19 protein-coding genes, 2 tRNA genes, 2 rRNA genes and 1 other annotated feature are annotated in these 26337 nt (G+C 57.7%); of the genes, 16 read left to right on the top strand and 7 right to left on the bottom strand.

What is annotated here, in order from left to right; all coding sequences use genetic code 11:
- Nucleotides 1–138: 138 nt before the first annotated feature.
- Complete coding sequence (gene asnA / locus ATE40_RS20730) at nucleotides 139–1131, top strand: aspartate--ammonia ligase (protein ID WP_019455472.1); 993 nt, start codon at nucleotides 139–141, stop codon at nucleotides 1129–1131.
- 6 nt (nucleotides 1132–1137) lie between these two features.
- On the opposite strand, the gene viaA is transcribed toward asnA, so the two are convergent.
- Both viaA and ravA read right to left on the bottom strand, forming a co-directional pair.
- Nucleotides 1138–2601: an ATPase RavA stimulator ViaA gene (gene viaA / locus ATE40_RS20725; RefSeq protein ID WP_019455471.1), complete on the bottom strand. Its 1464-nt coding sequence runs from the start codon at nucleotides 2599–2601 to the stop codon at nucleotides 1138–1140.
- A gap of 2 nt (nucleotides 2602–2603) precedes the next feature.
- Nucleotides 2604–4112, bottom strand: coding sequence for an ATPase RavA (ravA, locus tag ATE40_RS20720; RefSeq protein WP_139285596.1), 1509 nt, complete (start codon nucleotides 4110–4112; stop codon nucleotides 2604–2606).
- 283 nt (nucleotides 4113–4395) lie between these two features.
- Between ravA and kup the strand changes: the two genes are divergently transcribed.
- The 7 genes from kup (at nucleotide 4396) to rbsR (ending at nucleotide 12251) form a co-directional block, all read left to right on the top strand.
- Nucleotides 4396–6264, top strand: coding sequence for a low affinity potassium transporter Kup (kup, locus tag ATE40_RS20715; RefSeq protein WP_015379467.1), 1869 nt, complete (start codon nucleotides 4396–4398; stop codon nucleotides 6262–6264).
- Between the two features lie 173 nt (nucleotides 6265–6437).
- The gene (gene rbsD, locus ATE40_RS20710; protein ID WP_019455469.1) at nucleotides 6438–6857 is read left to right on the top strand and encodes a D-ribose pyranase; all 420 of its coding nucleotides are present in this window, start codon (nucleotides 6438–6440) and stop codon (nucleotides 6855–6857) included.
- A 7-nt stretch (nucleotides 6858–6864) separates the two neighbouring features.
- Complete coding sequence (rbsA, locus tag ATE40_RS20705; protein WP_019455468.1) at nucleotides 6865–8370, top strand: ribose ABC transporter ATP-binding protein RbsA; 1506 nt, start codon at nucleotides 6865–6867, stop codon at nucleotides 8368–8370.
- A gap of 6 nt (nucleotides 8371–8376) precedes the next feature.
- On the top strand, nucleotides 8377–9345 hold the full coding sequence (rbsC, locus tag ATE40_RS20700; protein ID WP_019455467.1) for a ribose ABC transporter permease: 969 nt from the start codon (nucleotides 8377–8379) through the stop codon (nucleotides 9343–9345).
- A gap of 24 nt (nucleotides 9346–9369) precedes the next feature.
- Nucleotides 9370–10257, top strand: a complete 888-nt coding sequence (rbsB, locus tag ATE40_RS20695; RefSeq protein WP_025160300.1) for a ribose ABC transporter substrate-binding protein RbsB — start codon at nucleotides 9370–9372, stop codon at nucleotides 10255–10257.
- A gap of 61 nt (nucleotides 10258–10318) precedes the next feature.
- Nucleotides 10319–11245 (top strand): ribokinase, encoded by a 927-nt coding sequence (gene rbsK, locus ATE40_RS20690; RefSeq protein WP_063918285.1) that lies wholly within the window; start codon nucleotides 10319–10321, stop codon nucleotides 11243–11245.
- Nucleotides 11246–11249: 4 nt separating this feature from the next.
- A complete protein-coding gene (gene rbsR / locus ATE40_RS20685; RefSeq protein WP_063918286.1) occupies nucleotides 11250–12251 on the top strand; it encodes a ribose operon transcriptional repressor RbsR in 1002 nt (333 codons plus the stop codon).
- Here the strand turns inward: rbsR and mdtD are convergent.
- Entirely contained in the window at nucleotides 12248–13663 is a 1416-nt protein-coding gene (gene mdtD / locus ATE40_RS20680; RefSeq protein WP_025160302.1) for a multidrug transporter subunit MdtD, read from the bottom strand. The genes rbsR and mdtD overlap by 4 nt on opposite strands.
- A 67-nt stretch (nucleotides 13664–13730) precedes the next feature.
- Complete coding sequence (locus ATE40_RS20675) at nucleotides 13731–14420, bottom strand: FadR/GntR family transcriptional regulator (protein WP_019455463.1); 690 nt, start codon at nucleotides 14418–14420, stop codon at nucleotides 13731–13733.
- 401 nt (nucleotides 14421–14821) lie between these two features.
- Nucleotides 14822–14954 (top strand) — a sequence feature (16S ribosomal RNA rRNA prediction is too short).
- 87 nt (nucleotides 14955–15041) lie between these two features.
- Between ATE40_RS20675 and ATE40_RS20670 the strand changes: the two genes are divergently transcribed.
- The 4 genes from ATE40_RS20670 (at nucleotide 15042) to rrf (ending at nucleotide 18638) form a co-directional block, all read left to right on the top strand.
- Nucleotides 15042–15118: transfer RNA gene (locus ATE40_RS20670), tRNA-Ile, on the top strand.
- A gap of 38 nt (nucleotides 15119–15156) precedes the next feature.
- A tRNA-Ala gene (locus ATE40_RS20665) sits at nucleotides 15157–15232 on the top strand.
- Nucleotides 15233–15439: 207 nt separating this feature from the next.
- Nucleotides 15440–18347 (top strand): 23S ribosomal RNA (locus tag ATE40_RS20660).
- Nucleotides 18348–18522: 175 nt separating this feature from the next.
- Nucleotides 18523–18638: ribosomal RNA gene (rrf, locus tag ATE40_RS20655) — 5S ribosomal RNA — on the top strand.
- A 72-nt stretch (nucleotides 18639–18710) separates the two neighbouring features.
- Here the strand turns inward: rrf and mobB are convergent.
- A complete protein-coding gene (gene mobB / locus ATE40_RS20650) occupies nucleotides 18711–19229 on the bottom strand; it encodes a molybdopterin-guanine dinucleotide biosynthesis protein MobB (protein ID WP_019452171.1) in 519 nt (172 codons plus the stop codon).
- Nucleotides 19226–19816 carry a molybdenum cofactor guanylyltransferase MobA gene (gene mobA / locus ATE40_RS20645; RefSeq protein WP_063918301.1) on the bottom strand — a complete coding sequence of 197 codons (591 nt, stop codon included), beginning with the start codon at nucleotides 19814–19816 and terminating at the stop codon, nucleotides 19226–19228. The genes mobB and mobA overlap by 4 nt, the downstream gene beginning before the upstream one ends.
- 148 nt (nucleotides 19817–19964) lie before the next feature.
- Between mobA and ATE40_RS20640 the strand changes: the two genes are divergently transcribed.
- From ATE40_RS20640 to dsbA, 3 genes are all read left to right on the top strand, one after another.
- Nucleotides 19965–20234 carry a YihD family protein gene (locus ATE40_RS20640; protein WP_004931268.1) on the top strand — a complete coding sequence of 90 codons (270 nt, stop codon included), beginning with the start codon at nucleotides 19965–19967 and terminating at the stop codon, nucleotides 20232–20234.
- 98 nt (nucleotides 20235–20332) lie between these two features.
- Nucleotides 20333–21319, top strand: coding sequence for a serine/threonine protein kinase (locus ATE40_RS20635; protein WP_063918302.1), 987 nt, complete (start codon nucleotides 20333–20335; stop codon nucleotides 21317–21319).
- A 29-nt stretch (nucleotides 21320–21348) separates the two neighbouring features.
- Nucleotides 21349–21972, top strand: a complete 624-nt coding sequence (dsbA, locus tag ATE40_RS20630) for a thiol:disulfide interchange protein DsbA (RefSeq protein ID WP_004931264.1) — start codon at nucleotides 21349–21351, stop codon at nucleotides 21970–21972.
- Between the two features lie 41 nt (nucleotides 21973–22013).
- On the opposite strand, the gene ATE40_RS20625 is transcribed toward dsbA, so the two are convergent.
- Entirely contained in the window at nucleotides 22014–22910 is an 897-nt protein-coding gene (locus ATE40_RS20625) for an acyltransferase (RefSeq protein WP_015379457.1), read from the bottom strand.
- Between the two features lie 497 nt (nucleotides 22911–23407).
- Between ATE40_RS20625 and polA the strand changes: the two genes are divergently transcribed.
- Nucleotides 23408–26206, top strand: coding sequence for a DNA polymerase I (polA, locus tag ATE40_RS20620; RefSeq protein ID WP_063918303.1), 2799 nt, complete (start codon nucleotides 23408–23410; stop codon nucleotides 26204–26206).
- The last annotated feature ends 131 nt before the right edge of the window (nucleotides 26207–26337 follow it).

The following is a 26337-nucleotide window of genomic DNA, read 5'->3' as shown; positions in this document are numbered from 1 at the left end:
AACGATTGTTGAATTCTGTCCGGGTAAAAATGAACGATTAAAAGTGAAAAGGCAATATTGATTATCGGATATTGAATTGGCGCATCATTTTGTTGCTTAATCGATGGCAACAGAGACAGGTTTACAAGAGATACGGCAATGAAAAAACAGTTTATCCAAAAACAACAACAAATCAGCCAGGTCAAATTCTTCTTCTCCCGCCAGCTGGAGCAGCAGCTCGGTCTGATCGAAGTGCAGGCTCCGATCCTCAGCCGTCTGGGCGACGGCACGCAGGATAACCTCTCCGGCAGCGAGAAAGCGGTGCAGGTCAAAGTCAAAACCCTGCCGGACGCCACTTTCGAAGTGGTGCATTCGCTGGCGAAATGGAAACGCAAAACTCTGGGCAGCTACGACTTTGGCGCCGGCGAAGGCCTGTACACCCATATGAAGGCGCTGCGCCCGGATGAAGATCGCCTGACGCCAATCCACTCGGTGTACGTCGATCAGTGGGACTGGGAGCGAGTGATGGGCGATGGCGAGCGCGGCCTGGATTATCTGAAAAGCACCGTGCGCAGCATTTACGCTGCCATCAAGGCGACGGAGGCGGAAGTCAGCCGCGAACACGGCCTGACCCCGTTCCTGCCGGATCAGATCCAGTTCGTGCACAGTGAAACCCTGCTGCAGCGCTATCCGGATCTGGACGCCAAAGGGCGCGAGCGGGCGATCGCCAAAGAGCTGGGCGCGGTGTTTCTGATCGGCATCGGCGGCAAGCTGTCGCACGGCAAATCGCACGATGTGCGGGCGCCGGATTATGATGACTGGACCACCCCTACGGCGGATGGCCTGGCGGGCCTGAACGGCGATATCGTGGTGTGGAACCCGGTGCTGCAGGACGCTTTCGAGCTGTCTTCTATGGGCATCCGCGTCGACGCCGCCGCGCTGAAACATCAGCTGGCATTGACCGGCGATGAAGAGCGCATGAAGCTGGAATGGCATCAGTCGTTGCTGCGCGGCGATATGCCGCAGACCATCGGCGGCGGTATCGGCCAGTCGCGTCTGGTGATGTTGTTGCTGCAACTGTCGCATATCGGCCAGGTGCAGTGCGGCGTGTGGTCGCCGGAAGTGCGCGAGGCGGTCGAAGGCCTGCTCTAACCCCGCCTAGCGCCGCCAGCGGCGCATCAAACGGCTTTTCAACCCGGTATCGAAGCGCCAGATATGATCGAAGATGCGCATGATGCCGGGTTTGCCGTAGGCGGACATCGCCACCGCGTGGAAACGCTGCTGATGGCTCTGCTGTTGCTGTTTTACCTTCTTTATTACCTCCTCCGGCAACCGCTGGGCGATAAAATCGGAAATGATCACCGCATCGGCGTCGAACCAGCCGCTCTCGGCCATTTTGGTGACGGTGGCGTTCAGACAGGCCGCCAGATCGGTGCCGCCGCGAAACTGCTGGCCGAGAAAGCGCACCGCCTGTTCGATGCCGCTGGCGGCGGTGAGTTCGTAATGCACGATCTGATTGGCGAACAGCATGATGTAGCAGCGGCGGTTGTCCGCCAGCGCAATGCGCAACAGCGCCAGGCAGAACGCCTTGGCGCACTGTTCGTTGAAGCCGCCCATCGATCCTGAAGTGTCCACGCAGACGATAAACGGCCCGCGTGGCTGTTGATCCTGCTGCTGGTGGGTGACCTGACGGATCAGAATCTGTTCCTGCCAGACGTCGCCCTGCAGGCGGTAGCTCAGCAGCCGCTTTTCCAGCAGGCGGCGATAAAACTCGAATTCCAGCTCTTCAATCCCCAGCGTCGCCAGCTCCGGCGGCAGCAGACGCAGGATGTCGTCGCTCTGATGAATGCCGCTCACTTCTTCCGGCAACGTGGCCGGCACCTGCACCATGACCCTGAACGGTTCCGGCTGCGCGTCCTGTTGTTGTACCGCTTTGGCCTGATAGCTGCGGCCCAGTTGCTGCGCCAGTTTTTTCAGCTCCGGCTGCTGCTGCAAGAAGTTGCCGTATTCCACCAGCCGCTGATAGTCGCCGCGCTGCAGCTGGCCTTTGCTCATGTCCCACAGCCTGCCGGCGGCGGTGTCGTTTTCCGACAGCAGCGGCTCCAGCGCGCCGCTCAGCGCCAGGCGCTCCTGCAGTTCCGCCATCAGTTGCTCGCGTTCTTGTTCCAGCAGCTGGTGGTGCAACATGGTGGCCTGCAGCGTCAGGCTGATGCGCCAGCGCTGCAGGAACAGGGTTTGAAAGCTGTCGTCCAGCGGATGATTGGGCAGATCGGCGGCGTCCACCAGCGCGCGCGCCTGTTCATAAAACGGTGAGACCAGCTGGCGCAGTAGCTCCATGGTGTCGTTGAGGTTGTGATAGAACTGAGTGTTGTTCTCCAGCTGGCACTGCTGGTAGCGATAGAATTCCTGCGCCAGCGCCGGCGGCACCATGGCCTCCTGCAGACGCTCCTTGAGCTGCAGCTTCCAGCGCGGCAGATCGCGATCCAGCGCCCGGCGAATGGCCGGAAACTTTTTAAGGAACACCGACAGCTGCGGCGCCGCCAGCATGCCGACGATCATCTCCTCGATCATCTCGCCTTCGGTGATCGCCAGCAGCAGATCGAGCGTCTCCAGACTGAGCATGGTTACTGGCCGCGCATTTGCTGCTGTTGCTGTTTAACCTGCTCTGCCACCTGCAGCAGGCTGGCTTCGATCTTGGCCAGACCGGCGGCGGGCGTGAACAGACAGGGTTGATGTTGGCTGAAGGCGCGGCGCTGCTCCGCCAGGCGCTGGGCCAACGCATCCATTTCATCCAGCAGCGCCTGCGGCGTGGCGGTGGCCTGTTTGCCCGGCAGCGCCAGCAACGACGGCTGGCGGCTGACGTCCAGCACCGTCAGGTGCAGTTGGTCGTCCACTTCCAAATCGATCGGCTGCGCGAAGCCGATGCCATTTAGCTTGGCGCGCACGTCGCCGCCTTTTTGCAGCCAGTTGTCCAGCGCGCTGCTTTCGATGCTCAGATGGTTGACCTGAATGTCATGCAACTGCAGCGGCTTTTGCAACAGCAGGGTGAGGGTGCCGCCGGCGAACGGCGTGGCCGGCGCGTATTGCGGTTTGCGGCTGAACATGCCGCCTTTTTTCACCAGGCTGATGGCCTGCCGGTCGCTCTGTTGTTGCTGATCCTGCAGCCAGCGGGTATGGATCTGTTGCAGCTGGATCAGCATCGACTGCTGCTGATAGGCCGATTCGGTCAGCAACTGGTCGATCTGCTGTTGCAGCAGCTTCAGCGAGGTGAGATCGTGCCACAGGCAGTCTTTCAGCAGCATCAGGTCGAGCGGGGCGATGGCGTCGCGCCCGCTGAAGAAGGCGCAGGCCTGCAGCAGGCGCAGGGCTTTTTTCCAGCGCCGGTCAGAGACGTACGGCGCCTGTTCCAGCGCGTCCAGCCGCTGGCGCAGCTGGAAAATCAACTCGAAGCAGGCTTCCGGCAGCGCCACCTTATCGATCTGCGGTTGCCACTGCAGAAACTCTTCGTCGCTGACGCTCAGCGCCGCCGGCACCGGGTTTTGGCTTTCGCTCTGGCGGTTGACCAGCAGCGAGCGGAAATTCTGCTTATCCTGCACCTTGTCCAGCCACAGGCGGATCAACATGCGGTCATACAGGGCTTCGAGGCTGTTGTCCGCTTCGGGCAGTTCGTTGGAGGCGGTGACCAGCAGGCGCAGCGGGATCGGCTCTTCGCTGTTACCGTTGCGAAAGCGCCGTTCGTTGATCGCCGTCAGCAGGGTGTTGAGGATCGCCGGGCCGGCCTTCCAGATTTCGTCCAGAAACACGATCTCCGCTTCCGGCAAATAGCCGGCGGTCAGGCGCTGGTAGCGCCCTTCGTCTTTCAGCGCCTGAATAGAGAGCGGGCCGAAGACCTCTTCCGGCGTGGAAAAGCGCGTCATCAGGTATTCAAAGGAGCGGGCGTTGCGGAAGGCAAACTTCAGCCGGCGCGCGATCAGGCTTTTGGCGATGCCGGGCGGGCCGAGCAGGAATACGCTTTCGCCGCTCAGCGCCGCCAGCAGGCACAGGCGGATCGCTTCTTGCCGCTCATAGAGACCGCTCTCCAGCGCGCTGCTGAGGCGGGAAATTCGTTCTGCCAGAAGGGATGATGGCGTCATATAATCGTCGTATTGTCCGAGAGTTAGCCAATCTTGATCGATAATTCGATGATAAACCACCATTATTTTTAGTGGTATAGCTTGTTGATTAGTAAAAATTTTCTCAGTTCAATCGGATATTCGGTTCACATTTTGTTTATTTTTCGGCTCTGATATAAGGGTAGGCAAGCGGTATAAATGGTGCATACTGTGCGGCTTTCTGGTGGGCGTGACGGATCTTTGAGCCCGTATTTTGCCTGATGCGGATGCATCGCTAACGGATGTTCTGATAAAGAAACGAATTATGAGCGCAGAGCATAAACAGTCCTTATCGGCGGTAACCCTGGCGGCCATCGGCGTGGTTTACGGCGATATCGGCACCAGTCCTCTTTATACGCTGAGAGAGTGTTTCTCCGGCCATTACGGCTTCGACGTGCGTCCAGACGTGGTTTTCGGCTTCCTGTCGCTGATTTTCTGGATGCTGATCGTGATCGTTTCCCTCAAATATCTCACCTATGTGATGCGCGCGGACAACGCCGGCGAGGGCGGCATTCTGACGCTGATGTCGCTGGCCGGGCGCAATACCTCGGCGCGCACCACGGCGGTGCTGGTGATACTGGGCCTGATCGGCGGCAGCTTCTTCTATGGTGAGGTGGTGATCACCCCGGCGATATCGGTGATGTCGGCGATAGAAGGGTTGGAAATCGCCGCCCCTGCGCTCGACGCCTATATTGTGCCGCTCTCCATTCTGGTGTTGACGCTGCTGTTCGTCATTCAAAAGCACGGCACCGGCAGCGTCGGCAAGCTGTTCGCCCCGGTGATGCTACTGTGGTTCATCGTGTTGGCGGTGCTGGGCGCGCGCAGCATCATATCGAACCCGGAAGTGCTGCAGGCGCTGAACCCCAAATGGGCGCTCAACTTCTTTATGGAATATAAGAAGGTATCGTTCTTTGCGTTAGGTGCGGTGGTGCTGTCGATCACCGGCGTTGAGGCGCTGTATGCCGACATGGGGCACTTCGGCAAGTTCCCGATCCGCCTGGCCTGGTTCACCGTGGTGCTGCCTTCGCTGGTGCTCAACTATTTCGGCCAGGGCGCGCTGCTGCTGAAAAATCCGGAGGCGATCAAAAACCCGTTCTTCCTGTTGGCGCCTGACTGGGCGCTGATCCCGCTGCTGATTCTGGCGACCCTGGCGACGGTGATCGCTTCGCAGGCGGTGATTTCCGGCGTCTTCTCGCTGACTCGCCAGGCGGTGCGCCTGGGTTATCTGTCGCCGATGCGCATCATTCACACCTCGGAAATGGAATCCGGCCAGATCTACATTCCGGTGATCAACTGGACGCTGTACATCTCGGTGGTGCTGGTGATCATCGGCTTCGAGCACTCCAGCAACCTGGCGGCGGCATACGGCATCGCGGTCACCGGCACCATGGTGCTGACCAGCATTCTGGTCACCTCGGTGGCGATCAACAACTGGCACTGGAATCGCTTCCTGGCGATCGGCATCGTGACCATCTTGCTGATCATCGACGTGCCGATGTTCTCCGCCAACGCCCTGAAGCTGTTCTCCGGCGGCTGGTTGCCGCTGACGTTGGCGCTGGTGATGTTCATCATTATGACCACCTGGAAGAGCGAGCGCTTCCGGCTGCTGCGCCGCCTGCATGAACACGGCAACTCGCTGGAGGCGATGATCGCTTCGCTGGAGAAGTCGCCGCCGGTGCGGGTGCCGGGCACCGCGGTGTTCCTGTCGCGCGCCACCAACGTCATTCCTTTTGCGCTGCTGCATAACCTGAAACACAACAAGGTGCTGCATGAGCGCGTGGTGCTGCTGACGCTGCGCACCGAGGATGCGCCTTACGTGCACAATGTGCGCCGGGTGACCATCGAACAGCTGTCGCCGACCTTCTGGCGGGTGGTGGCCAGCTACGGTTGGCGCGAAACGCCGAACGTCGAGGAAGTGTTCCACCGCTGCGGGCTGGAAGGGTTGCCGTGCCGCATGTCGGAGACCTCGTTCTTCATGTCCCATGAGTCGCTGATCCTCACCAAGCGGCCGTGGTACCTCTACCTGCGCGGCAAGCTGTTCGTCGCCCTGAGCCGCAATGCGCTGCGCGCGCCGGATCAGTTTGAGATCCCGCCGAACCGGGTGATCGAGCTCGGCACGCAGGTCGAGATCTAACCCACCTGATCAGGGGCTCAGCATGGCTGAGCCCCTTTTGTTTGCGCTTTCTCCGCGCGTGAACGAAACGTTTCGATAGCGATCACACTTCTGCATTGTCCCGGTTGCCTTCCCCTGTCGTTTTTTTAAACTCCCCATCAAAGAGCGAAACGTTTCGCTAGCGGAGTGAGAAGATGAAAAAAGGCGTATTACTGAATTCTGACGTGTCTGCCGTGATTGCCCGCCTGGGGCATACCGATCAGCTCACCCTGTGTGATGCGGGCCTGCCGATACCGGCGGCGACGCAGCGCATCGATCTGGCGCTGACGCAGGGTGTGCCGACCTTTATGCAGGTGTTCGCGGCGGTCACGCAAGAGATGCAGGTAGAAAGCGCCATTCTGGCGGAAGAGATCGTGAAACAGAATCCGCAGCTCCATGAAACCTTGTTGGCTGAACTGAGCGCGTTGGGCCAACGCCAGGGCAATACCATCAATGTGCGTTATATCAGCCATCAGGCGTTTAAAGCGCAAACCGAGCACAGCCGGGCGGTGATCCGCAGCGGGGAGTGTTCGCCTTACGCGAACGTGATCCTGTGCGCCGGCGTAACATTCTGAGGCGTTTATGCAACCTTTACTGCAACTGAAAGGGATTGATAAAGCCTTTCCCGGCGTGAAGGCGCTTTCCGGCGCCGCCCTCAGCGTCTATCCCGGCAAGGTGATGGCGCTGGTGGGGGAAAACGGCGCCGGGAAGTCCACCATGATGAAAGTGCTGACCGGCATCTATCAGAAAGACGCCGGCAGTCAGTATTTTCTCGGTAAAGAGGTGGCGTTCAACGGGCCTAAGGATTCGCAGGAAGCGGGCATCGGCATTATCCACCAGGAGCTGAACCTGATCCCGCAGCTGACGATTGCGGAAAACATCTTCCTCGGCCGCGAATTCGTCAACCGTTTCGGCCGCATTGACTGGAAGCGTATGTACGCCGAGGCCGATCGCTTGCTGGCGCGCCTCAACCTGCGCTACAGCAGCCACCGGCTGGTGGGCGAGCTGTCGATCGGCGATCAGCAGATGGTGGAGATCGCCAAGGTGCTGAGCTTCGAATCGAAAGTGATCATCATGGACGAACCAACCGATGCGCTGACCGACACCGAAACCGCCTCGCTGTTCAAGGTGATCAACGAGCTGAAGGCCGAAGGGCGCGGCATTGTGTATATATCGCACCGCCTGAAAGAGATTTTTGAAATCTGCGACGACGTGACCGTGTTCCGCGACGGGCAGTTTATCGCCGAGCGGCCGGTGAGCGAGCTGCAGGAAGATTCGCTGATAGAGATGATGGTCGGCCGCAAGCTGGAAGAACAATATCCGCGTCTTGATTTGCCGCGTGGGGAAAAGCGGCTGGAAGTCAGCCACCTTTCCGGCCCCGGCGTTGAAGACGTCAGCTTTACGCTGTACCGCGGCGAGATCCTCGGCGTGGCTGGGCTGATGGGCGCCGGGCGCACCGAATTGATGAAGATCCTATACGGCGCCGCGCCGCGCAAGGCCGGCACCGTCAGCCTGGACGGCCGCGACGTGGTCACCCATTCGCCGCAGGACGGGTTGGCGAACGGTATCGTCTATATCTCGGAAGACCGCAAGCGCGATGGCCTGGTGCTGGGCATGTCGGTGAAGGAAAACATGTCGCTGACCGCGCTGCGCTACTTTAGCCGCGCCGACGGCAGCCTGAAACAGGCCGACGAGCGGCAGGCGGTGGGGGATTTCATCCGGCTGTTCAATATCAAAACGCCGTCGATGGAGCAGCCTATAGGTCTGCTTTCCGGTGGCAACCAGCAAAAAGTGGCGATCGCCCGCGGCCTGATGACCCGGCCGAAGGTGCTGATCCTCGATGAGCCGACGCGCGGCGTCGACGTTGGGGCGAAAAAAGAGATTTATCAGTTAATCAACCAGTTCAAGCAGGAAGGGCTGAGCATCATTCTGGTGTCTTCGGAAATGCCGGAGGTGATGGGCATGAGCGATCGCATTCTGGTGATGCACGAAGGGCATCTCAGCGGCGAGTTTCCGATTGAACAGGCCACCCAGGAAGCGTTGATGGCGGCAGCCGTCGGCAAGCAATACGGCGTAAAGCAGGAGTAATCAGATATGAGTTCCCAGACTATCGCAGCTAAGCGCTGGTTCAGTAAAGAGTGGCTGTTAGAGCAGAAGTCGTTGATTGCTCTGCTGGTGCTGATCGCCGTGGTCTCTTCCATGAGCCCGAATTTTTTCACCCTGAACAACCTGTTCAATATTCTGCAGCAGACTTCGGTAAACGCCATCATGGCGGTGGGGATGACGCTGGTGATCCTCACGTCCGGCATCGATCTGTCGGTGGGATCGCTGCTGGCGCTGACCGGCGCGGTGGCAGCGTCGATTGTCGGCTTTGAGGTCAACGCGCTGGTGGCGGTGGCGGCGGCATTGGCGCTGGGCGCTGCGGTTGGTGCCTGCACCGGGGTGATCGTCGCCAAAGGCAAAGTGCAGGCCTTTATCGCCACGCTGGTGATGATGTTGCTGCTGCGCGGCGTCACCATGGTGTACACCAACGGCAGCCCGGTCAACACCGGTTTCACCGACGTGGCCGACACCTTCGGCTGGTTCGGCATTGGCCGTCCGCTGGGCGTGCCTACGCCGATCTGGATCATGGCGATCGTGTTCATCGCCGCCTGGTATATGCTGCACCATACGCGCCTGGGCCGTTATATTTATGCCCTGGGCGGCAACGAGGCGGCGACTCGCCTGTCCGGCATCAGCGTCGATAAAGTGAAGATCATTGTCTACTCGCTGTGCGGCCTGTTAGCGGCGCTGGCTGGGGTGATTGAAGTGGCGCGCCTGTCGTCGGCGCAGCCGACCGCCGGCACCGGCTATGAGCTGGACGCCATCGCCGCCGTAGTGCTGGGCGGCACCAGCCTGGCCGGCGGCAAGGGCCGCATCGTCGGCACGCTGATTGGGGCGCTGATCCTTGGCTTCCTGAACAACGGTCTGAATTTACTGGGTGTTTCTTCCTACTACCAAATGATCGTGAAGGCAGTGGTGATACTGCTGGCGGTTCTGGTAGATAACAAAAGCAACAAGTAACCTCCCCCTACAGGAATCACGATGATGAAAATGAAAAAACTGGCAACCTTAGCCTCCGCCATCGCGCTGAGCGCCACCCTGAGCGCCAATGCCATGGCCAAAGACACCATCGCGCTGGTGGTGTCGACCCTCAACAACCCGTTCTTCGTCTCGATGAAGGATGGCGCGCAGCAAGAGGCCAACAAGCTGGGTTACAACCTGGTGGTGCTGGACTCCCAGAACAACCCGGCGAAAGAACTGGCCAACGTGCAGGATCTGATGGTGCGGGCGCCTAAGCTGCTGCTGATCAACCCGACCGACTCCGATGCGGTGGGCAACGCCATCAAGATGGCCAACCAGGCGAAAATCCCCGTCATCACGCTGGACCGCGTGGCGAGCAAGGGGGACGTGGTGAGCCATATCGCTTCGGACAACCGTGTGGGCGGCAAAATGGCCGGTGATTTCATCGCCAAGAAAGTGGGCGCCGATGCCAAGGTAATTCAGCTGGAAGGCATTGCCGGCACCTCCGCCGCGCGTGAACGCGGTGAAGGCTTCAAGCAGTCGCTGGATCAGAATAAATTCAAACTGTTGGCCAGCCAGCCGGCCGATTTCGACCGCACCAAGGGTCTGAACGTGATGCAGAACCTGCTGACCGCCCATCCGGATGTGCAGGCGGTGTTCGCCCAGAACGATGAGATGGCGCTGGGCGCGCTGCGCGCGTTGCAAACCGCCGGTAAAACCGACGTGATCGTGGTAGGCTTCGACGGCACCGCCGACGGCGTGAAAGCGGTCGAAGGCGGCAAGCTGGCGGCGACCGTGGCGCAGCGCCCCGATCAGATCGGCGTGATCGGTGTGGAAACCGCCGACAAAGTGCTGAAAGGCGAAAAAGTGCCGGCGACCATTCCGGTCGATTTGAAACTGGTCACTCAGTAAGTCATACCAGCGCCATCGGGACGGGGCGTTCACGATGGCGCGCAATTCAGGAATCAATGCGATGGAAACAGGTAAGCTGGTGGTTCTGGGCAGCATCAATGCCGACCATATCCTCAATATTGAACAGTTCCCCCATCCGGGCGAAACGGTGATCGGGAAGCAGTATAAGGTGGCGTTTGGCGGCAAGGGCGCGAATCAGGCGGTGGCGGCCGGGCGCAGCGGGGCGGAGATCGCCTTTATCGCCTGCGTGGGCGCCGACGATATCGGCGAACGTGTCCGCCGGCAGCTGGCGAGCGATCGCATTGATACCCAACCGATTGAAGCCATCGCCGACAGCACTACCGGCGTGGCGCTGATCTTCGTCAACGCCGAGGGCGAGAACGTGATCGGCATCGATGCCGGCGCCAACGCCGCGGTGACGCCGGATTACCTGGCGCGCTACCAACAAAAAGTGATCGACGCCGACGCTCTGCTGATGCAGCTGGAGTCGCCGCTCGAGACGGTGATCGCCGCTGCCCGCCTGGCGAAGCAGCATCAAACGCAGGTGATCCTCAATCCGGCTCCGGCGCGTGAGCTGCCGGACGAGCTGCTGGGCATGATCGATATGATCACCCCGAATGAAACCGAAGCGCAGCGCCTGACCGGCATCGCCGTGGACAACGACGCCGATGCGGCGCGCGCGGCGCAGGCGCTGCACGATAAAGGCATCGCGACGGTGATCATCACCCTCGGCAGCCGCGGCGTGTGGCTGAGCGAAAACGGCAACGGCAAACTGGTGCCCGGCTTCAAGGTGCAGGCGGTGGACACTATCGCCGCCGGCGATACCTTTAACGGTGCGCTGGTGACCGCCCTGCTGGAAGGTAGAATCATGGCCGACGCGGTGCGTTTCGCCCATGCGGCGGCGGCGATCGCCGTGACCCGCCCCGGTGCGCAGCCTTCAGTGCCCTGGCGTGAAGAGATCGACGCCTTCTTGCAGCAACAGGGGTGATCCTTTGGCCACCATGAAAGATGTCGCCCGCCTGGCGGGCGTTTCAACCTCTACCGTTTCGCATGTGGTCAACAACAATCGCTTTGTCAGCGACAGCGTGCGCGACAAGGTCATGGCGGCCGTAGAACAGCTGAACTATGCGCCTTCTGCGCTGGCGCGCAGCCTGAAGCTCAATCAGACGCGTACCATCGGCATGTTGGTGACCGCCAGCAACAACCCGTTTTATGCCGAAGTGGTACGCGGCGTGGAGCGCAGCTGCTATGAGCGCGGCTACAGCCTGATCCTGTGCAATACCGAAGAAGACGCCGCGCGCATGAACCGCAGCATGGAGACGCTGCTGCAAAAGCGCGTCGACGGTTTGCTGCTGATGTGCACGGAAAACCATCGGCCATCGCAGGACGCCCTGAGCCGCTACCCGTCATTGCCGATCGTGATGATGGACTGGGCGCCGTTCGAGGGCGCCAACGACATTATTCAGGATAACTCGCTGCTGGGCGGCGAGATGGCGACCGATCATCTGATCGCCCGTGGTTATCGCAAGATCGCCTGCATCGCCGGTCCGCAGGACAAAACTACCGCTCGTCACCGGCTGGAAGGCTATCGCAACGCAATGCGGCGCGCCGGATTACCGGTTCCGCCAGGGTATGAAGTGCATTGCGACTTTGAGTTTGATGGCGGGGTAAACGCCATGCGCCAGCTGCTGGCGCTGGACGAGCCGCCCCATGCGGTGTTTGCCGGCAACGACGCGGTGGCGGTAGGCGTTTATCAGGCGCTGTATCAGGCCGGACTGTCGGTGCCGCAAGATATGGCGGTGATGGGCTACGATGACATTGAGCTGGCGCGTTATCTGGCGCCGCCGCTGAGCACCATTCATCAACCGAAGGATTCGCTGGGCGAACTGGCGATCGATGCGCTGATCAACCGCCTGCAGAACCCGGAGCGTGCGCCCCAGGTGCTGGTGCTGACGCCCGAGCTGGTGGAACGTGCCTCGGTGGGCCGCCGTTAACTCGCCGCCTTCGCTTCTTTCTTGCTTTCCTGGCCGCTGATCAAATTGCGGCCATCCTTCCTTCTTAGCAACATAAATACCAGCGCCGACGCCACGGTGACGATCCCCATGGTGATAAAGGTGTAGTGGAAGTGGTCAATCATGGTGCCTAACGACAGGGATTCGTAAAAACGCAGCACCGCCGCGCTGATTGCCACGCCGAAGCTGATGGACAGCTGCTGGGTGACCGCCAGGACGCTGTTGCCGGCGCTGGCGTTGGCGTCGTTCAAATCCGCCAGGCTGATGGTGTTCATGGCGGTGAACTGGGTGGACATCGCCATGCCCAGCACGAACAGCGGCAGGATCATCAGCCACAGCGGCATACCCGGGCTTTGCAGGGCGAACTGGGCGATCAGCACCCCGATAATAACGGTGATGCCGACCAGCGTTTTACGGTAGCCGAACCAGCGCAGCACCTGAGTGACGGTGGATTTTGCCATCAGCGAACCGATGGCAGTCGGCGCCATCATGCAGCCGGCGACGATCGCCGTGTAGCCGAAGCCTACCTGCAGCATGAGCGGCATTAAAAACGGCACGCAGCCGGTGCCCAACCTGGAAGCGACGTTGCCGGCGATGCCGACCGAGAAGGTACGGGTTTTGAACAGGTCGAGACCGATCAGCGGCTGAGGATGACGGCGGGCGTGCGCGATGTAGCCGAACAGCATCACGAAACCGCTGAGCAGAATACCCAGCGAAACGTAGCTCGCCAGTACCCGCTCGCCAAACAGTTCCAGCCCGGTGGAGATCAGCACCAGGCTCAGGCCGAACAGCATAAAACCAAGAAAATCGAAGCGGCGTTTGGGCGTGGTGAAGTCCGGCATGTATTTGCGCGCATAGAAGATGCCGAGCAGGCCGATCGGGATATTGATCAGGAAAATCCAATGCCAGGTGGCGTAGGTCACCAGCCAGCCGCCCAGCAGCGGCCCCAGAATCGGCCCGACCAGGCCAGGCATGGTGACGAAGTTCAGCACCGGCAGCAGTTCGCTGCGTGGGTAGGCGCGCAGCAGCGCCAGCCGTGCGACCGGCATCATCATCGCGCCGCCGATGCCTTGCAGTACGCGAGAGGCAACCAGCGCGCTCAGCGTGGGGGACAGCGCGCACAGCAGCGAGCCGAGGGTGAATAACGTGACGGCGAAGATGAACACGCGCCGGGTGCCGAAGCGGTCCGCCAGCCAGCCGCTGACCGGGATCAGCATCGCCACCGTCAGCGTGTAGCTGATGACGGCCGATTGCATCGCCAGCGGCGAACGCCCCAGGCTTTGGGCGATCGCCGGCAGCGCCGTGTTGAGGATGGTGGCGTCCAGCGCCTGCATAAAGAACGCCATTGCGGCGATCCACGGTAGTCCTGCCATACTGCGCGCGGATTGAGTCATGGTCGGTCCTGGTTAAATGGTCGTCTGTCCCTCGTCTCTTTCTTCTATATATAAGCGGGGAGCGTGTCTAGTCTTTCTCTTTCAGCAGCACCTGGCAGGCGACAAGCGCGCCGGCGCTGTCCCCGGCGAGTATTGCATCGACGATGGCCTGATGATGGCGCAGCTTGATCACTTCATTGCCGGTGATGGCGCGGAAGTAGCTTTGGTACACCGAACTGAACAGGTTGGCGAACGAGGTCAGGAACGGGTTGCCGCTGGCCTCGTAGATAAGCTGGTGGAATTGGGTATCGACCAGGATCCAGCGTTCGCGGTCAAACTGGGTATGCAGCGCGCGCATTTCCGCCATCAGTTCCGCCAGCAGCTTGGTTTGCTGCGGGCTGGCGTGGCTCGCCGCCAATGCGCAGGCCTGCGGCTCCAGCGAGGTGCGCAAGATAAGAAAGTGTTGCATCACCTGATCGAAGTTTTCCCTCGTCATCCACCAGGTCAGTAAATCCTGATCGAGAAAGTTCCATTGGCTTTGCGGCATTACGCGGGTGCCGATCCGCGGGCGCGGCAATAACATGCCTTTGGCGGCTAACATCTTTACCGCTTCGCGCACCGCAGTGCGGCTGACGCCGAATTGCTCGCCCAGTTCCATTTCACCAGGCAGGATGCTGCCGGCCTGATAATCGCCCGCCAGAATTTGTTGGCCGAGTTTCTCTGCAAGCAGATAAGAAAGATTGCGTTGGGCGGCCTGTTGTTGCGCATTTAATGGCATGGCTGCGGGTCCTTACTGACATCGTTAATTCTATTTTACTCCAGTGAACGCCAGCTTTTACGGCTGTTTGCCTGAAAAAGTGACATTAATTCGCCGCTTTTTCGCCCTTTTGCCGAAAAAAACCGCGCTTGAAAAGTTTTTTGCAATTAGGGGTTGCGGCCCGCCGAGAACTCCCTATAATGCGCCTCCACTGACCGGGAACAACGACTGACAAGCCGCCGGGTCAGCGAGAGAAAAGCGAAATAAACGCTTGACTCTCCGGGTGAAAAGCGTAATATACGCCACCTCGAGTTAGTAAGCGAAAGCGCCTAACTCACTGCTCTTTAACAATTTATCAGACAATCTGTGTGGGCACTCCACAAGACGATATCCAGCATCTTCGGATGCAAAAACCTTGTACACACCGCCCGTCACACCATGGGAGTGGGTTGCAAAAGAAGTAGGTAGCTTAACCTTCGGGAGGGCGCTTACCACTTTGTGATTCATGACTGGGGTGAAGTCGTAACAAGGTAACCGTAGGGGAACCTGCGGTTGGATCACCTCCTTACCTAAAGATATTAGTTCGAGTGGCGTGCTCACACAGATTGTCTGATAGAAAGTAACGAGCAGAAATACCTTTATAGGCTTGTAGCTCAGGTGGTTAGAGCGCACCCCTGATAAGGGTGAGGTCGGTGGTTCAAGTCCACTCAGGCCTACCACTTCTCAGAAGTGGAAAAGGTACTGCACGTGACTGTATGGGGCTATAGCTCAGCTGGGAGAGCGCCTGCCTTGCACGCAGGAGGTCAGCGGTTCGATCCCGCTTAGCTCCACCATATAGTCCGGTATTTCAATACTTCAGAGTATATTGGCGACAGTATGCTGCGAAGTATTTTGCTCTTTAACAATCTGGAACAAGCTGAAAATTGAAACATGACGGCTGAAATTTATCCCTCCGTAGATGTATTGGGATGAAGAGTAACCTGTCATAGAGTCTCTCAAATGTTTGCAGCACGAACGATGGAAACATCTTCGGGTTGTGAGGTTAAGTGACTAAGCGTACACGGTGGATGCCTAGGCAGTCAGAGGCGATGAAGGGCGTGCTAATCTGCGAAAAGCGTCGGTAAGGTGATATGAACCGTTACAACCGGCGATACCCGAATGGGGAAACCCAGTGTGTTTCGACACACTATCATGTCATGAATACATAGTGGCATGAGGCGAACCGGGGGAACTGAAACATCTAAGTACCCCGAGGAAAAGAAATCAACCGAGATTCCCCCAGTAGCGGCGAGCGAACGGGGAGGAGCCCAGAACCTGAATCGGCTTGTGTGTTAGTGGAAGCGTCTGGAAAGTCGCGCAGCAAAGGGTGATAGCCCCGTACACTAAAATGCACAGGTCGTGAGTTCGATGAGTAGGGCGGGACACGTGACATCCTGTCTGAATATGGGGGGACCATCCTCCAAGGCTAAATACTCCTGACTGACCGATAGTGAACCAGTACCGTGAGGGAAAGGCGAAAAGAACCCCGGCGAGGGGAGTGAAATAGAACCTGAAACCGTGTACGTACAAGCAGTGGGAGCACCTTCGTGGTGTGACTGCGTACCTTTTGTATAATGGGTCAGCGACTTATATTTTGTAGCAAGGTTAACCGTATAGGGGAGCCGTAGGGAAACCGAGTCTTAACTGGGCGAATAGTTGCAAGGTATAGACCCGAAACCCGGTGATCTAGCCATGGGCAGGTTGAAGGTTGGGTAACACTAACTGGAGGACCGAACCGACTAATGTTGAAAAATTAGCGGATGACTTGTGGCTGGGGGTGAAAGGCCAATCAAACCGGGAGATAGCTGGTTCTCCCCGAAAGCTATTTAGGTAGCGCCTCGTGAACTCATCTTCGGGGGTAGAGCACTGTTTCGGCTAGGGGGCCATCCCGGCTTACCAAACCGATGCAAACTCCGAATACCGAAGAATGTTATCACGGGAGACACACGGCGGGTGCTAACGTCCGTCGTGAAGAGGGAAACAACCCAGACCGCCAGCTAAGGTCCCAAAGTCATGGTTAAGTGGGAAACGATGTGGGAAGGCATAGACAGCCAGGATGTTGGCTTAGAAGCAGCCATCATTTAAAGAAAGCGTAATAGCTCACTGGTCGAGTCGGCCTGCGCGGAAGATGTAACGGGGCTAAACCATGCACCGAAGCTGCGGCAGCGACGCTTATGCGTTGTTGGGTAGGGGAGCGTTCTGTAAGCCGTTGAAGGTGGCCTGTGAGGGTTGCTGGAGGTATCAGAAGTGCGAATGCTGACATAAGTAACGATAAAGCGGGTGAAAAGCCCGCTCGCCGGAAGACCAAGGGTTCCTGTCCAACGTTAATCGGGGCAGGGTGAGTCGACCCCTAAGGCGAGGCTGAAAAGCGTAGTCGATGGGAAACAGGTTAATATTCCTGTACTTGGTGTTACTGCGAAGGGGGGACGGAGAAGGCTAGGCTAGCCGGGCGACGGTTGTCCCGGTTTAAGCGTGTAGGGGGTGTGACCTGGTAAATCCGGTTGCATACTAACCCTGAGGCGTGATGACGATGCACTACGGTGCAGAAGTAGTTGATGCCCTGCTTCCAGGAAAATCCTCTAAGCATCAGGTAACATTAAATCGTACCCCAAACCGACACAGGTGGTCAGGTAGAGAATACCAAGGCGCTTGAGAGAACTCGGGTGAAGGAACTAGGCAAAATGGTGCCGTAACTTCGGGAGAAGGCACGCTGGCATGTAGGTGAAGTCCCTCGCGGATGGAGCTGAAGCCAGTCGAAGATACCAGCTGGCTGCAACTGTTTAATAAAAACACAGCACTGTGCAAACACGAAAGTGGACGTATACGGTGTGACGCCTGCCCGGTGCTGGAAGGTTAATTGATGGGGTCAGCCGCAAGGCGAAGCTCTTGATCGAAGCCCCAGTAAACGGCGGCCGTAACTATAACGGTCCTAAGGTAGCGAAATTCCTTGTCGGGTAAGTTCCGACCTGCACGAATGGCGTAATGATGGCCAGGCTGTCTCCACCCGAGACTCAGTGAAATTGAACTCGCTGTGAAGATGCAGTGTACCCGCGGCAAGACGGAAAGACCCCGTGAACCTTTACTATAGCTTGACACTGAACATTGAGCCTTGATGTGTAGGATAGGTGGGAGGCTTTGAAGCGTGGACGCCAGTCTGCGTGGAGCCATCCTTGAAATACCACCCTTTAATGTTTGATGTTCTAACTCTGCCCCATAATCTGGGGTGAGGACAGTGTCTGGTGGGTAGTTTGACTGGGGCGGTCTCCTCCCAAAGAGTAACGGAGGAGCACGAAGGTTAGCTAATCACGGTCGGACATCGTGAGGTTAGTGCAAAGGCATAAGCTAGCTTGACTGCGAGAGTGACGGCTCGAGCAGGTACGAAAGTAGGTCTTAGTGATCCGGTGGTTCTGAATGGAAGGGCCATCGCTCAACGGATAAAAGGTACTCCGGGGATAACAGGCTGATACCGCCCAAGAGTTCATATCGACGGCGGTGTTTGGCACCTCGATGTCGGCTCATCACATCCTGGGGCTGAAGTAGGTCCCAAGGGTATGGCTGTTCGCCATTTAAAGTGGTACGCGAGCTGGGTTTAGAACGTCGTGAGACAGTTCGGTCCCTATCTGCCGTGGGCGTTGGAAGATTGAGAGGGGTTGCTCCTAGTACGAGAGGACCGGAGTGAACGCACCACTGGTGTTCGGGTTGTCATGCCAATGGCATTGCCCGGTAGCTAAGTGCGGAAAAGATAAGCGCTGAAAGCATCTAAGCGCGAAACTTGCCTCAAGATGAGTCTTCCCTGGACCTTTAAGGCCCCTGAAGGAACGTTTAAGACTAAGACGTTGATAGGCTGGGTGTGTAAGTGCAGCGATGCATTGAGCTAACCAGTACTAATGATCCGTGAGGCTTAACCTTACAACACCGAAGGTGTTTTTAGAGAGACAAAATCGTCGGGAACGATTTTGAACAACGCGGAGCGTTGGCCCCGAAGGGGTGAGTATCAGGATGATACGAATAATTTTCAGCGAAGTTCCGAGATTGGTTCTGATGGCGACACGAGAGTGAAGCGGTTGGAATAAAACAGAATTTGCCTGGCGGCAATAGCGCGGTGGTCCCACCTGACCCCATGCCGAACTCAGAAGTGAAACGCCGTAGCGCCGATGGTAGTGTGGGGTCTCCCCATGCGAGAGTAGGACACTGCCAGGCATCAAACAAAGCCGAAAGCCCTGAACTGACGTTCAGGGCTTTTTGCTATGCGTAAAAAACAAAAAAGCGCAGCTACGCTGCGCCTTTCAACCACTCGACTATAAAGTCGGCGATGCTTTCCGGCTGATTGAGATCCAGCTGCTTAGCCGTGATGGATAACGGTCGGTCGCTGGCTACCGCTATAACAAACTGATCCAGCATATCTTCCAACGCTCTGCCGATCTCAGCGCGATAAAGCAGGATCTTGCTGACCGGCTCATGTTTGAACCCTTCCACCAGGATCAAATCGACCTTATCGGCGTCAAAGCGCCCAGCCAGGTAATGCAGATCCAACGGTTGTTGCTCCGGCGTTTCGGTCATTAATGCCCAACGCCGATCGCTGGCGACCAGCGTTTGGTCTGCGCCCGCTTTACGCAACTCATAGCTGTCTTTACCCGGCGTATCTACATCCATGTCGTGATGCGTATGCTTGATCAGTCCAATCCTCACCTGGCGTTGTTTCAGCAGTGGGATCAGCTGTTTGAGCAGGGTAGTTTTCCCCGTTCCGCTGTAGGCGCCGATGGCCAGTAAGGGGGGCAATAAACGATTCATTTTTTTAGCTCCCGTGCTTGCTGCCAGTTCAGGCAATCTTCCGGTGTATTCAGGTTATGAAATGCCGCTTGTTGCCCGCTGAACACCACGCGTTGCGCGCCGATCTGATGCAAGAACAGCATCAGCTTGCGTTCACCGCGCGCCAGGTAGTCGGCCAGCTGCGGCGCTAGTTGGGTATGCAATAACGCCAGCGTAGGGTGATCTCGCTCGCCATCACTGGCAAAGGCTGCCAGCGCCGCGTTTTTTTGTCGCCATAACTGCGCGACTAAGTTGGCGGGAAAGTCAGGGACATCACAAGGGACGAAAACCACCCATTCGCTGGGAGCCTGCTTGAGCCCGGCGAGCATCCCGGCCAACGGCCCAGCGAAATCGGACGTCAGATCGCCAATCACCGGCAAACCGCTCGCTTGATAACGTGCCTGATTGCGGTTGGCGCTGATGGCGATGGAAGCCACCTGCGGCCGTAACCTGGCGAGTACCTGTTGATAGAGCGCGACACCGCCAATCGACACCAGGCCTTTGTCCTCGCCACCCATACGCGTGGCCCGCCCGCCGGCCAAAATTACGCCGCTGATTTCTTTATGCATTTCGTTTATCCCGCCTTGTCGATGCGCTGATTGTAGCGCTAAAGCCGGCGTGACATCAGGATTTACCTTTATTGACAAGCCGGTTCTTTCACTGCGTGGGTAAGCCTGTTACTTTGTGAGTTTATTCATGCTATTGGACGATATTGAGATGAAAACGCATCGCGTAAACGAATTGATCGAGCTGCTGCACCCGGCCTGGCAGGAAGATCCCGATCTCAATTTGATGCAATTTTTGCAAAAGCTGGCGAAGGAAGCGGGTTTTCAGGGTGAGCTGTCCGAGTTGAGCGACGACATTCTTATTTACCATCTGAAAATGCGCGGTAGCGCCGGCACGGATCAGATCCCAGGCCTGAAGAAAGATTACGAAGAAGATTTTAAAACGGCGTTGTTGCGCGCTCGCGGCGTTATCAAGGACTGATCCTCGTGCGGTGCGAGAAAGCATAGCGCGTGAAATGCGCCATTAATGCTACTATTTCTCATTCCCGGCACCGTGCTGTCAGCGATCAAACGAACGTTATGAATAACTCTGCTTTTAATTTCGAAACTCTGTCGCCCGATTTGATAATGGACGCGCTAGAAGGGGTTGGCCTGCGCGTTGATTCCGGCCTGACGGCGTTGAACAGTTATGAGAACCGCGTCTATCAGTTTATGGACGAAGATCGCCGGCGTTACGTGGTGAAGTTTTATCGCCCGGAGCGCTGGAGCGCCGCACAAATCGGTGAGGAGCATCAGTTCGCTCTGGATTTGGCCGGCGCGGAGATCCCGGCGGTGGCGCCCTTGGCGCTGCAAGGCACCACGCTGCATACGCACGGCGGCTTCTTCTTTGCCCTGTTCCCCAGCGTGGGGGGCCGGCAATATGAGATAGACAATCTGGATCAGCTGGAATGGGTCGGTCGTTTTCTGGGGCGCATCCATCAGGTCGGCGGTGAGCGTTTGTTTACCGAGCGCCCGACGATGGGGATTGAAGAGTACCTCACCGCCCCGCGCCAGGCGCTGGCCAATTGCACGCTACTGCCGGCAGCGCAGCGTGACGCGTTTCTGCAGGCGACGGATAATCTGATTGTGGCGATCAAGCCGCACTGGCATCTGAACTGGCAGCCGCGCCGTTTGCACGGTGATTGCCATCCGGGCAATATTCTGTGGCGCGATGGCCCGCTGTTCGTCGATCTTGATGACGCGCGCAACGGCCCCGCGGTACAGGATTTGTGGATGCTGCTGCACGGCGAGCGTCGCGATCAACTGATGCAGCTGGACGTCTTGCTGGAGGCGTACGGTGAATTTGCCGAGTTCGATCAGCGCGAGCTGGCGTTGATCGAGCCGCTGCGCGCGATGCGCATGGTGTATTACCTGGCCTGGGTCGCCCGTCGTTGGCAGGATCCGGCCTTCCCTAAGAGTTTTCCGTGGATGGTGGAGTCTGATTTCTGGTTGTCTCAGACTGCGGCCTTCACCGAACAGGTTAAGCTGTTGCAGGAGCCCCCTCTGCAGCTGACGCCAATGTATTGAAGCTTTAACACAATGGAGAGTTTAGTCTTATGAAAAAAATATGGTTGGCGCTCGTTGGCATGGTGATGGCATTCAGTGCCTCGGCTGCACAGTTTAGCGATGGCGCTCAGTATGTGACCCTGGACAAACCGGTGACCGGCGAGCCTCAGGTGTTGGAGTTCTTCTCCTTCTACTGCCCGCACTGCTACCAGTTCGAGCAGGTCTATCATGTGTCTGAGAACGTAAAGAAAGCGCTGCCTGCCGGCACCAAAATGACCAAGTACCACGTTGAATTCCTGGGGCCGTTGGGCAAACAGCTGACTCAGGCATGGGCGGTGGCGATGGCGCTGGGCGTGGAAGACAAGGTGAGCCCGCTGATGTTTGAAGCGGTGCAGAAAACCCAAACCGTGCAAACGCCGGACGATATCCGCAATGTCTTCGTGAAAGCGGGCGTGACCGCAGCAGATTATGATGCGGCCTGGAACAGCTTCGTGGTGAAATCCCTGGTGGTTCAACAGGAGAAAGCCGCAGAAGATCTGCAGCTGCGCGGCGTGCCGGCGGTATTCGTGAACGGCAAATATATGGTTAAGAACGATGGCCTGGACACCAGCTCGATGGACGCTTACGTGAAGCAGTTCGCCGACGTGGTTAAATTCCTCAGCCAGCAGAAATAAGCCAGACCCAATGCGAAAACGCCGGCATCGCCGGCGTTTTTTTATCCATATTGCCGTTTCAATTTATCCAGCAACCGATCTTTTTCCTGCCACAGCGTATTCAGCCACAGCTGGAAGCGCCGCTTGAACTGCTTGTCGTTGAAGTAGTCTCCATGCAGGGTTTCATCGATCGGCAGCGTCTCTATTCTCACCACGATACGCGTCAGCCGCCCACACAGCATATCCATAAAAGGCCGTTGGTTATTTTCCGGATAGAGCAGAGTTACGTTCAACACTTTGTCGAACTGATTGCCCAACGCGCTGAGCGTAAACGCGATGCCGGCGGCTTTGGGCGCCAGTAAATTGCGATACGGCGAATTGCTTTTAATTTTCTTGGCTTCGGTGAAGCGCGAACCCTCGACGAAATTGACGATAGTGGTTGGACGCTGACGGAACTTTTCGCAGGAACGGCGTGTGGTTTCGATATCCTTGCCGCGTTTCTCCGGATGCTTGAGCAAATAGGCGCGGGAATAACGCTTCATGAACGGCATATCCAGCGCCCAGCAGGCCAGGCCGACAAAAGGCACCCAGGCGAGCTGCTGCTTGAGGAAATACTTATTCATCGGAATATGATTTCTGAACAGCACGCACAGCACGACAATGTCCGACCAACTTTCGTGGTTGCTGATCAGCAGATACCAGTTTTTACGATCCAGGCCTTCCAGCCCTTCAATATCCCAACGCAATTGCCCGTTAATGCGCAATAACAGCGCCAGCCCCTGACACCAACACCACATCATGAAATCGGCGAAAGCCGAGATATACCGCCAGACGGCAGGAATGGGCACCAGGAGTTTCACGATGCCGGCCAGCGTGATGGGAATGGAACACAACACCGTTACCAGAATGGTGAGTATGACGGAAATGATAAAGATAACAGGCGTTAACAATCTTGGCATGGTTATGGGCTGACGGTTGTTGGGTACATCGTTGCATGCCAAAGCGCATGAACAAAAAAATATTTTAACAGAAATCGTCGGGTTAAAGCGCCGCTAAAAATCACTGTTTTTCGTCTCGATGGATAACCATTTGCTGAGTTTTCGTGCAACTTGTCCAGCTTGTGCTATGGTAATTGAGGCGCCGAATTTGATTAATAGTGCGATTAAAATCCGGCGAAAGTTATATCCACAAATTCAATAAATGTCAGTAATAAAGCGTCGCCGGAATTCGTTCTTTTAACGCGGTGATTTAAATAGGAATTTTATTCGCCGTTATAACGATAATCGCAGCGTTATAATTCGTTCTCTTTTCTATGCACAAAGTTATCCACAGGTAAGATCTTGCGGATCCTCGCGCACAATCACATCATTTTCGTCCGCAATGCACGCTAAGGTTCGTCTCCGGCGGCCAGCTATGGCATGCTTACCCCTATGTCCGATCACGATAAAGAAACGCTATGGCCCAGATTGCAGAAAACCCACTAATCCTGGTTGACGGTTCCTCCTACCTCTACCGCGCTTACCATGCCTTCCCGCCGCTGACCAACTCGGCGGGTGAGCCGACCGGCGCGATGTACGGCGTGCTGAATATGCTGCGCAGCCTGCTGCTGCAGTATCAACCGAGCCACGTTGCCGTGGTGTTTGATGCCAAAGGGAAGACCTTCCGCGACGAGCTGTTCGCTGAATACAAGTCGCACCGGCCGCCGATGCCGGACGATCTGCGTGCGCAGATCGAGCCGCTGCACAACATGGTCAAGGCGATGGGCCTGCCGCTGCTGGTGACGCCCGGCGTTGAGGCGGACGACGTTATCGGTACGCTGGCGCTGGAGGCCGAGAAGGCCGGCCATGCGGTGCTGATCAGCACCGGCGACAAAGACATGGCGCAGCTGGTGACGCCGAACGTTACCCTGATCAACACCATGAACAACACGATCCTCGGCCCGCAGGAAGTGTGCGACAAGTACGGTATTCCGCCGGAACTGATCATCGACTTCCTGGCGCTGATGGGCGATTCATCGGACAACATTCCCGGCGTGCCGGGCGTGGGCGAGAAAACCGCCCAGGCGTTGCTGCAGGGCATCGGCGGGCTGGATGCGCTGTACGGCAATCTGGAGAGCATCGCCACGCTGAGCTTCCGCGGCGCCAAAACCATGGCGGCCAAGTTGGAGCAGAACAAAGAGGTCGCGTACCTCTCCTATAAGCTGGCGACGATCAAAACCGACGTCGAGCTGGATCTGACCTGCGCTGAGCTGACGGTGTCCGAGCCGGATGTCGATACGCTGCAACAGCTGTTCAAACAGTACGAGTTCAAACGCTGGCTGGCGGACGTGGAAGCCGGCGTATGGCTGGAAAACAAGAAAGGCGCGGGCGCGAAAGCTGCCGGCGTCGCCAAAGCGGCCGTCGCCGCGGAAGCGCCGAAAGCGCTGGCGGAGGCCAAGCTTTCTCAGGACGGTTATGTCACTATCCTGGATGAAGCGACCTTTACCGACTGGCTGACGCGGCTGAAAAAGGCCGAGGTATTTGCCTTCGATACTGAAACCGACGGGCTGGATACCCTGACCGCCAACCTGATCGGCCTGTCCTTCGCGATCGCACCGGGCGAAGCGGCTTACTTGCCGGTGGCGCACGATTATCTGGATGCGCCGCCTCAGCTGGATCGCGCCTACGTGCTGGAAGCGCTTAAGCCGCTGCTGGAAGACGAGAAGGCGCTGAAAGTCGGGCAAAACCTGAAGTTCGACATGAGCCTGCTGGCGCGCTACGGCATCGAGATGCGCGGCATTGCCTATGACACCATGCTGGAGTCCTATGTGCTGGACAGCGTCGGCGGCCGCCATGATATGGACAGCCTGGCCGACCGTTATCTTGGCCATAAAACCATCACCTTCGAAGAAATCGCCGGCAAGGGCAAAAACCAGCTGACGTTCAACCAGATCGCGCTGGAGCAGGCGGCACCTTACGCCGCCGAAGACGCCGATGTCACGCTGCAGCTGCACCTGGCGATGTGGCCGCAGCTGAAGCAAAGCGCGGAACTGCTGACGGTATTCAATGAGATTGAAATGCCGCTGTTGCCGGTACTGTCGCATATCGAACGCACCGGGGTGCTGATCGATCCGGCCATTTTGTCGGCCCACTCCCAGGAGCTGGCCAAGCGTCTGGCTGAGCTGGAAGTGCAGGCCCATGAGCTGGCGGAAGAGCCGTTCAACCTGGCGTCGACCAAGCAGCTGCAGGCGATCCTGTACGAAAAACAAAAGCTGCCGGTGCTGAAGAAAACCCCGGGCGGGGCGCCTTCTACCAACGAAGAAGTACTGGCCGAACTGGCGCTGGACTACCCGCTGCCGAAGGTGATTCTGGAATACCGCGGCTTGGCGAAGCTGAAAACCACCTACACTGACAAGCTGCCGCTGATGATCAATCCGGTCAGCGGCCGGGTGCATACCTCATACCATCAGGCGGTGACTGCCACCGGTCGTCTCTCCTCGAGCGATCCGAACCTGCAGAACATCCCGGTGCGCAACGAAGAAGGGCGGCGTATTCGCCAGGCCTTTATCGCGCCGGAAGGCTACCGCATCGTCGCCGCCGACTACTCGCAGATCGAGTTGCGCATCATGGCGCATCTGTCACAGGATGAAGGGCTGCTGAAGGCCTTCGCCGAAGGGAAAGACATCCACCGTGCCACGGCGTCGGAAGTGTTCGGCGTGCCGTTGGATAAAGTGACCAGCGAGCAGCGCCGCAGCGCCAAAGCGATTAACTTCGGCCTGATTTACGGCATGAGCGCCTTCGGCCTGGCACGCCAGTTGGGGATCCCGCGTGGGGAAGCCCAACGCTATATGGATCTCTACTTCGAGCGTTACCCGGGCGTGCTGGACTATATGGAGCGCACTCGCCAGCAGGCCTCCGAACAGGGCTACGTCAGCACGCTGGACGGGCGCCGCCTGTACCTGCCGGACGTACGCTCCAGCAACGGCATGCGCCGCAAGGCGGCCGAACGCGCCGCCATCAACGCCCCGATGCAGGGCACCGCGGCCGATATCATCAAGCGTGCGATGATCGAGGTCGACGCCTGGCTGCAAGGGGAGGAGAAGCCGTTGGTGCGCGCGATTATGCAGGTGCACGATGAATTGGTGTTTGAGGTGCATGAGTCGGTGATCGACGAAGCCAGCCAACGCATCCGCCAACTGATGGAAGGCAGCATGACGCTGGCGGTGCCGCTGAAGGTTGATGTGGGCGTCGGCATGAACTGGGATGAAGCGCACTGATCGCCGGATGCGCTAACTGGCGAGAAGCTAAGCACTTTTCGTAATTAAGCTACAAGATGCGGCGATTGTTTCCTCAACTTCGCCGTTCTTGTGTCTCAAATTGTGTAAGTAAACTACAAAAAATTCTTTTT

The sequence above is a fragment of the Serratia surfactantfaciens genome, assembly GCF_001642805.2.
In the GTDB taxonomy this organism is placed as follows: domain Bacteria; phylum Pseudomonadota; class Gammaproteobacteria; order Enterobacterales; family Enterobacteriaceae; genus Serratia; species Serratia surfactantfaciens.
The sequence above is the reverse complement of the archived record's forward strand: the minus strand, read 5'-3'. Positions and strand labels throughout refer to the sequence as shown.

What these genes read in the sequence shown, in the direction of transcription:
- asnA (WP_019455472.1), top strand. Translation starts at nt 139, where the DNA reads ATGAAAAAACAGTTTATCCAAAAACAACAACAAATCAGCCAGGTCAAA.
- viaA (WP_019455471.1), bottom strand. Translation starts at nt 2,601, where the DNA reads ATGCTCAGTCTGGAGACGCTCGATCTGCTGCTGGCGATCACCGAAGGC.
- ravA (WP_139285596.1), bottom strand. Translation starts at nt 4,112, where the DNA reads ATGACGCCATCATCCCTTCTGGCAGAACGAATTTCCCGCCTCAGCAGC.
- kup (WP_015379467.1), top strand. Translation starts at nt 4,396, where the DNA reads ATGAGCGCAGAGCATAAACAGTCCTTATCGGCGGTAACCCTGGCGGCC.
- rbsD (WP_019455469.1), top strand. Translation starts at nt 6,438, where the DNA reads ATGAAAAAAGGCGTATTACTGAATTCTGACGTGTCTGCCGTGATTGCC.
- rbsA (WP_019455468.1), top strand. Translation starts at nt 6,865, where the DNA reads ATGCAACCTTTACTGCAACTGAAAGGGATTGATAAAGCCTTTCCCGGC.
- rbsC (WP_019455467.1), top strand. Translation starts at nt 8,377, where the DNA reads ATGAGTTCCCAGACTATCGCAGCTAAGCGCTGGTTCAGTAAAGAGTGG.
- rbsB (WP_025160300.1), top strand. Translation starts at nt 9,370, where the DNA reads ATGAAAATGAAAAAACTGGCAACCTTAGCCTCCGCCATCGCGCTGAGC.
- rbsK (WP_063918285.1), top strand. Translation starts at nt 10,319, where the DNA reads ATGGAAACAGGTAAGCTGGTGGTTCTGGGCAGCATCAATGCCGACCAT.
- mdtD (WP_025160302.1), bottom strand. Translation starts at nt 13,663, where the DNA reads ATGACTCAATCCGCGCGCAGTATGGCAGGACTACCGTGGATCGCCGCA.
- ATE40_RS20675 (WP_019455463.1), bottom strand. Translation starts at nt 14,420, where the DNA reads ATGCCATTAAATGCGCAACAACAGGCCGCCCAACGCAATCTTTCTTAT.
- mobB (WP_019452171.1), bottom strand. Translation starts at nt 19,229, where the DNA reads ATGAATCGTTTATTGCCCCCCTTACTGGCCATCGGCGCCTACAGCGGA.
- mobA (WP_063918301.1), bottom strand. Translation starts at nt 19,816, where the DNA reads ATGCATAAAGAAATCAGCGGCGTAATTTTGGCCGGCGGGCGGGCCACG.
- ATE40_RS20640 (WP_004931268.1), top strand. Translation starts at nt 19,965, where the DNA reads ATGAAAACGCATCGCGTAAACGAATTGATCGAGCTGCTGCACCCGGCC.
- ATE40_RS20635 (WP_063918302.1), top strand. Translation starts at nt 20,333, where the DNA reads ATGAATAACTCTGCTTTTAATTTCGAAACTCTGTCGCCCGATTTGATA.
- dsbA (WP_004931264.1), top strand. Translation starts at nt 21,349, where the DNA reads ATGAAAAAAATATGGTTGGCGCTCGTTGGCATGGTGATGGCATTCAGT.
- ATE40_RS20625 (WP_015379457.1), bottom strand. Translation starts at nt 22,910, where the DNA reads ATGCCAAGATTGTTAACGCCTGTTATCTTTATCATTTCCGTCATACTC.
- polA (WP_063918303.1), top strand. Translation starts at nt 23,408, where the DNA reads ATGGCCCAGATTGCAGAAAACCCACTAATCCTGGTTGACGGTTCCTCC.